This is a genomic window from Paenibacillus cisolokensis (assembly GCF_018403665.1).
Taxonomy (GTDB): domain Bacteria; phylum Bacillota; class Bacilli; order Paenibacillales; family Paenibacillaceae; genus Paenibacillus_AH; species Paenibacillus_AH cisolokensis.
The window spans coordinates 1-5,837 of the sequence record NZ_BOVJ01000181.1 but is presented as its reverse complement, the minus strand read 5'-3'; the positions used below and the strand labels follow the sequence as shown (position 1 = coordinate 5,837).

Here is a 5,837-nt window from a genome sequence, read left to right as displayed (position 1 = left end):
TCTCGCTTGTCTGGCTTGAACGGATCAAAAAAACTGTATAATCGCAGGAATTTTCGCGTTTTGGTTCTTTTACCCACGAAAAAACTGCACTTTTGCAACATTGTTCTTATCAGAGGTGAAATTATGCGTCAGAGGCGAAAATATGCGTCAAAGGCAAAATTATGCGCCGCCGCGACTGCGCTAAATCAGCAGGTTGAACAGCAGCGGATCTTTGTTCAATTCCATGAATTGAAATCCTTTCGCTTTCATCCTTTCGATGAGCGGAGCGTAGTCGTTGCGATGCTTGAGCTCGATGCCGACAAGAGCCGGCCCGTTGTCTTTGTTGTGCTTCTTCGTATATTCGAACCGCGTAATGTCGTCTTCCGGACCGAGCACGTCGTCGAGAAATTCCCGAAGAGCGCCTGCCCGTTGCGGGAAATTGACCATGAAGTAATGCTTCAATCCTTCATAGATGAGCGATCGTTCTTTAATTTCTTGCATCCGGTCGACATCGTTGTTGCCGCCGCTGACGATGCACACGACCGTCTTGCCGGCGATCGCCTCGCGATACGCGTCAAGCGCGGCGATCGGCAGCGCGCCGGCCGGTTCGGCGACAATGGCGTTCTCGTTGTACAGATCGAGCAGCGTCGTGCATACTTTGCCTTCGGGGACGAGCACGACGTCGTCCAGCAGCCGCTTGCATATTTCGTACGTCAGGTCGCCGACTCTCTTGACGGCGGCGCCGTCGACGAATTTGTCGATCGTCTCGAGCGTCACGACTTCTCCGCTGTCGAGAGCGCTCCGCATCGCCGGCGCGCCTTCCGGTTCGATGCCGACAATGACGGTGCCGGGCGAGACCGCCTTGACGTACGACGCGACCCCCGCCGCCAGTCCGCCGCCGCCTACCGTAACGAATATATAGTCGGGCACGGATTCGGCCGCCTCCATAATTTCTTTGCCGACCGTGCCGTTGCCGGCAATGATTTTCGGATCGTCGAACGGATGGATGAAGGCCGCTCCGCTGCGCTCACATTCCCGGACCGCTTCCGCGTACGCATCGTCGAACGTATCTCCCGTCAGCACGATTTCGACCTGGGCTCCGCCGAAGAAAGCGACTTGCGACACCTTCTGCCGGGGCGTCGTACTGGGCATATAGATTTTGCCCGGTATGCCGAGGGTCTGGCAGGAATAGGCGACGCCTTGGGCGTGGTTGCCGGCGCTTGCGCAGACGACGCCTTTGGCAAGCTTGTCCGCCGGGAGCGAGCGGATCGAATGATAGGCTCCGCGCAATTTGAACGACCGGACGACCTGCAGATCTTCGCGCTTGAGCAGCACCGTGCAGCCGTAACGCTCGGACAGGACGCGGTTATGCTGCAGCGGCGTGCGGGCAACGACTTCTTTCAAATGCATCTGGGCCTGGACGATTTCTTCGATGCCGATCCGTCCGTTATGTTCTCCATGCTGTGTCAATAGAATCGATATCTCCTTTCCGTGTAACCTGAGCAGCCAGTCTGCCGTCCGAATTGTGCCACGGTACGTTCGGCCTAATGCCAATGCTACTAATACCATACTACAAAACCGGATGGGAAATAAATGCATTTATCACCAGGCTGCGGTATAGGCCGAAATTCATACATTTTCCAGTAATGCGGAATGGTTGACATTGTAATTGAGAACCGTTATCATTCAAAATATACATGATTATTGAGAATGGTTATCATAGACAATATGCATGGAGACATCCGCTGTGATGTCAGGGAGAGGAGTGTTCGAGGTTGAACGAAGCGAAACAAGCCGGATCGGCCCATCCTTGGAATTGGCTGCTGCTGCCGTTCTCAGCGGTCGTAGCCGGCCAGGACGCCGTATACGCGGCGTCGGCCGGCTACGGGATTTACCGGTTGGCGGACGGAGGAGGATGGGAAAAGCTGCCCGCGGCCGGGCTCGACAAGGCTGCGGTGAACCGGTTGGCGATATCCGGCAATACGCTTGCCGCCTGCACGGACCGCGGGCTGTTTTATTACCGGCAAAATTTGTGGGCTGCTTCCCCTCTGGCCATTCCTTGCTATCGTTACCGCCTCTTCAAAAGCGGCGCATATGCTGCGACCGAATACGGGCTATGGTACAGCGGGGATGGCAACTGGCATCCGATTGCCTGCCAGGAACGGAAAGTTTACGATTTCATCCATCTGCCGCATTATCTCGTAATCGCGCACGACAACGGCATTTCCGTTTATGACCGCTTTGCCGGCGAGTGGGCGGAGTTCCCGCTGCCGGTTGCCGTGACGAGCTTGTCGGTCTACCGCGGCCATATCGTCGGCTCTTGCGAGACGGGAGAATTGGTCGTCGGCAACAAGCGGGGAGGCTTCGAGCTGATCCGCATTCCGGGACGGTTCGTCTTCTCCGTCACCGACAAGGGCGGGGACGTGTACGCCTGCACCGATCGGGGACTATACCGGCTCGGTTGGCTGCAGCGCCAGATTTCCCTGTTCTCGGTCAGGCTCGGCTTCCCGGTGACCGACATCGAGAAGAAGGACGGCGAGCTGCTGATGGCGACGCTCTTTCAAGGCGTGCAGTCGATGCCCGCTCCCTGATTACCGGTAGCGCACCCAGACCGTCATTTCCCCCATGCCGCGATTGCCCCACAGAGCGTAAGGAACGGCCCTGACGGATGACGGCTCCGGGTGAAGAGCAGTTATGCTTTCGTATAAAGCGCCGTCCGGCACCAGCTGCGGATCGCGATAGCCGTCGATTCTGAGCGCGACGGCTCCCGGGAAGAGCTCGCCGGCCGGCTCGATCTCCGCTCGTCCTGCGAGCGGCAAGGAAATGGACTGCAGCGGCCCCTCATTATCGGCTTCCTCCAGACAGTAGACGAACGGTCCCCGCTGCAGCGCGATCTTGCCGGCGTTGACCCTTACCTCGGGGTGAGCCGCAAGGCGAAGCGCCGGCATGGGCAGTTCCAGCCGCACCGTATCGCCATCGATCCAGGTGCGGTTGATTGTCAAATATCCCTCTGGCGTAACATCCGCCGATACGGGCTCTCCGTTCACCTGCAGCGCCGGCAGCTTGCCGTCGCACCACGACGGCATCCGCAGCGCAAGCGTGAAGGCAGCCGGCGCACTGAGCGATCCGATCGCGAAGGTGACGTCGCCGCTCCATGGCATGCCTGTCTTCTGGATCAGCTTGAACGTGATGCCGTCGACCGAGATTTCCGAGTCGCTGCCTATATACAGATGGGCGTATACGGTTCGCGAAGCGTCGTCGACCATATAGATATATTGTCCGAGCGACGCCAGCAGCCGGGCTACGTTCGGCGGACAGCACGAGCAGCCGAACCAGGGTTGGCGCGTCGGCTTGACATGGTGCAAGCCGGGATTGCGCTCGCAGGCCGCAGGCCGCACTTCAAGCGGATTGACGTAGAAATAGTGCTTGCCGTCCAGCGCGATGCCGGCGATGACGTTATTGTAGAGCGCACGTTCCAGCACGTCGGCATATTCCGCCCGGGCTTCGATGGCCAGCATGCGGGCCGCAAAAATACGAGACCGACCGAGGCGCATGTTTCGGCATAGGCGGAATCGTTCGGCAGGTCGTAATCGGTGGTGAACGCTTCCCCGTGGCGGGTCGAGCCGATGCCGCCGGTCACATACATCCGCTTGGCCACGATGCTCTTCCACAGTGTCCGGCAGGCGTCCAGCAGCGATGCGTCACCTGTCAGCGCCGCCAGATCCGCCATCGCAGCATACATATAGACGGCGCGCACCGCATGGCCGACCGCCTCTTTCTGCTCCCGCACCGGCAGATGGGCTTGAAAATAGTCCAGATCGGGCCGCTGCGACTTGCCGGCGTGCCAGATGGAGGCATGCCCCCGCTTCTCCCATTCTTCGATCAAAACGACGGCGATTGTCCCCGCGCATCGATGAAGAATGAGCTGAGCCGCAGAAACCGTTCCTCTCCGGTTGCCCGGTACAGCTTGACGAGCGCTAGCTCGATCTCCTGATGGCCGTCGTAGCCGTTCAACTGTCCCTCTCCCGGTCCGAACGTCCGGCCGATGCAGTCCGCCAGCCTGACCGCGATATCCAGCGCCTTGCGCTTGCCGGTCGCCTGCCAATAAGCGACCGCCGCCTCGATGTAATGTCCGGCGCAGTAAAGCTCGTGCGCCTCGCCGAGATTGGTCCATTTCTCGTCAGGCGCCTTGATTTGAAAGTAGGTCTGCAGATAGCCGTCCTCTTCCTGGGCCGCCCCGATCAGATCGAACATGCCGTCGGCGATGCGCTCCCAATCCGGATCGGGATGCGTGGCGAGCCGGTAGGCGAGGGCTTCCAGCCATTTGTACAGATCGGAATCCTGAAAGACGAAGCCTTCGAATGCTCCTTCCTCCAGTCCGGCCGCGATGCGAAAATTACGGATGGCGCGGCTCGGGACGGCTCCTTCGACCCGGTCGTTCAGCGCTTCCCATTGGTACGGGATGACGACATCCCGCACCAAATCGGTGTAAACGGACCAGAAATCGTCGCGGATCTCCACACTGGCCGCGTCAAGCGGCCGATTGACGGCTTCAGGGGCGGATTGCGGGCGAAGCGGTTGGCTCAATGGGCTCTCCTCCTTGCAATTTCAGGTATTTTTGCAAAAACGTACCTGTTTCTTCTTCATTTTATTTGATAAAATGGTAGAAATATAGCGGTCTCTTGAACCTGTATTTTGCATAATATCACACGAAATATGGAGAGAAGAACATGTCTGACATCCCGTTGCTGCTGACGTTTCGATCGCCGCCGCTGCCTTTTTTCATCGAATCGAACCGGGTCACGTACCAACCGGGCGAAGCGCATCCGAACCGGACGAATCTGGGCGTATTCGATCTGCTCTTTATCCATCGCGGCACGCTACATATCGGGGAGGAAGACCGGCAATGGTCGCTCGGACCGGGAGAGGTGCTGATTCTTCGTCCTGACCGGTGGCATTATGCGGTCCGTCCGTGCGAGGAAGAAATGGTGATGGACTGGCTGCATTTCCAGACGACGGCGCCCTGGGAGGAAACCGAGGGCGGCTCCGGCAGCCTGCGCGGCGACCACTACACGCACGTCATTCGCGTGCCGAAGCATGCGAAGCTGTCTTATCCGGAGCAGGTGCAGGACATTTTTACAAGTTTGCACGAGGCCGCCCGGAACTCTACGCACGCTTCGTTCTGGGAGCGGCAGCACCGGTTTTTGCATTTGCTGCAAATGCTGGACGAAGGCTGGCGTTCGGATGAAGCGAAAGCGGCGGTAGCCGTAGCCGAAAGAGCAGCGGCGTACCTGAAGCTCAACTTTAAGCAGCCCGTCTCGAACCGTATGCTGAGCGAGGCGCTGAACTTGCACGCCAATTATATCGCCCGCTGCATGAACGAGGTGTTCGGCTGTACGCCGCAGCAATTTTTGCTGTATTACCGGCTCGATCAGGCGAAGCTGCTGCTGCTGAAGACCGACTGGCCGATCGCCAGAATCGCGGAGGAAACGGGCTTTCGCCAAACGCCGCACTTCTCGCGGCTGTTCGCCGAGCATACCGGCTTGTCGCCGCTCCGCTTCCGCAAACGGTTTACAGGATGAGCGGGGGCGTCTCGCGCTGCGGCCGTAAAATGCCATGATCAAGGAAGAAGAAAAGGACGCCGGGCATTAACTTGCCCGGCGTCCTTCCTCTTGTACGCCCAGCATGGGCGTCATCTCTAGGGTGAAAGTCCCGAACGGGGGCTGGCGAGCGCCTACCGTAGCCAAGGGCAAGGGTGTCCGCCGTGAGGCGGAATCTGAAGGAAGCCGGAGGCAAATGCACGGGCCAAGGTACACGAACCCAATTTGAGGCAGGATTAGCCGGATGAGTTGCCCATA

At 58.7% G+C, this 5,837-nt stretch carries 3 protein-coding genes and 1 pseudogene; 2 read left to right on the top strand and 2 right to left on the bottom strand.

Annotated features, from left to right (window positions below):
* Nucleotides 1–180 precede the first annotated feature (180 nt).
* Complete coding sequence (gene ilvA / locus PACILC2_RS22415) at nucleotides 181–1,449, bottom strand: threonine ammonia-lyase IlvA (protein ID WP_256364507.1); 1,269 nt, start codon at nucleotides 1,447–1,449, stop codon at nucleotides 181–183.
* Nucleotides 1,450–1,754: 305 nt separating this feature from the next.
* Here ilvA and PACILC2_RS22410 point away from each other — a divergent pair, with 305 nt between their 5' ends.
* Complete coding sequence (locus tag PACILC2_RS22410) at nucleotides 1,755–2,570, top strand: ligand-binding sensor domain-containing protein (protein ID WP_062496160.1); 816 nt, start codon at nucleotides 1,755–1,757, stop codon at nucleotides 2,568–2,570.
* Here the strand turns inward: PACILC2_RS22410 and PACILC2_RS22405 are convergent.
* A pseudogene (locus PACILC2_RS22405) lies at nucleotides 2,571–4,500 on the bottom strand (glycoside hydrolase family 127 protein).
* Between the two features lie 209 nt (nucleotides 4,501–4,709).
* Here PACILC2_RS22405 and PACILC2_RS22400 point away from each other — a divergent pair.
* Nucleotides 4,710–5,561 carry an AraC family transcriptional regulator gene (locus tag PACILC2_RS22400; protein ID WP_213530970.1) on the top strand — a complete coding sequence of 284 codons (852 nt, stop codon included), beginning with the start codon at nucleotides 4,710–4,712 and terminating at the stop codon, nucleotides 5,559–5,561.
* Nucleotides 5,562–5,837 lie beyond the last annotated feature (276 nt).